This is a genomic window from Okeania sp. SIO2B9, from assembly GCF_010672505.1.
GTDB lineage: Bacteria > Cyanobacteriota > Cyanobacteriia > Cyanobacteriales > Microcoleaceae > Okeania > Okeania hirsuta.
Window position 1 is genome coordinate 1 of sequence record NZ_JAAHGK010001663.1, and the last position, 1,336, is coordinate 1,336.

Genomic DNA, 1,336 nt, shown 5'->3' on the forward strand with positions numbered 1-1,336 from the left:
TGCGATCGCCCACAAAAACGCGATCGCCCTCGTCAACTGGGCCAGAAATGCTTTTGGTGTTGAACAACTGGCAGGAGTTCTAAGCTGATAGCTATTTAAATTGCATTAACAAGATTTCCTTTGTTTTTCAGCTTCCTACTCCACTTGATTTCTAGCTCTCCTTTATTGAGCAATCGATCCAATAGCTTTTGTAGTTGGTCAACGGTTTCAAACAATCGTCCTGCAATATACTCCTTCGATGAATGCCAAACCAGCTCAATCAAATTATAATCAGGACTATATGCTGGTAAAAATTCTAATTGGATATTCGGAAGTTCTTTTTTTATCACCTCCAAGATATCATTACGCTTATGAAAACTGGCATTATCCAGAATCAAGATAACTTTCGGTCCTTTTTTCTTAAAATCTTCTGCCCGATTTCCCTTCCCAACCCATTCTTCTCGAACAAAACTATTTATTTTTTTCAACTGCTCTAGGAATATATCTCCATCTCCCTTCTCGATAAAAAAACACTTTCTTTTCTTGTCTCCATATCGTAATCCTCCCATCACATTCACACGACCTCTACGGCGTTTACCTGAAACCTTATTACTGCGCCCCTTCTTCGTCCATTGTTTGCCTCGACGCACCCGTAAACTGAAGCCACTCTCATCCCAAAACCATATCTGGAATAGGTCTGGGTCTTTTCTCTCCATCTCCATCCATCGCTCCAGCTTCACCTTAAATGCCTGACGCTCTTTTGGTTTCTGTCGATCTTCTAGTGAGTATTTTTGCCAAATATATCGATATTCATTCTTTTTTAATAGCCGTTTAACTTGACTACTACTCAATGCAATCCCTGTCTCTTTTGCTAAATGCTCAGATAGTCGTTGAGCAGTCCACCGTCCAAACTCGTATCCAAATTTTGTGGGATCCTTTTCTACTATCTCAATCAATAAATTAATATAACCTGGAGTGGATTTTTGATTATTTCCTTGACCTCGTCCATCTCTAAAGCTCTCCAAATTATCTGGATCACCATGATTAAACCAATAACTTACTGTTCTCAAGGAACATCCAACAAATTCAGCTATTTGGCTCTGAGTTTTACCATCATTAGCCAGTAATATAATCAGAATATGCTCCCTAAAATGAGGGCATTCATCTTCCCTCATTGCTTTTCGCATAGATTTCTTCTGTTCTTTTGTAAGAAAATTACTGACTGGCATGGCGTAATAGTAGATGCTCTAGGTCATTTCTATAATACGCAATTTAGATAGATTTAAGCTTACCTGGATCACAAAATTCTGTTAACCCGTCGGTGTTTTACTGCTGAGCTACGGTTTCAACCGCAACA

General features: G+C 39.1%; 1 protein-coding gene. It reads right to left on the reverse strand.

What is annotated here, in order from left to right:
• Positions 1 to 95: 95 nt before the first annotated feature.
• Entirely contained in the window at positions 96 to 1,208 is a 1,113-nt protein-coding gene (locus F6K13_RS33510) for an IS630 family transposase (RefSeq protein WP_287289980.1), read from the reverse strand.
• Between the last annotated feature and the right edge of the window lie 128 nt (positions 1,209 to 1,336).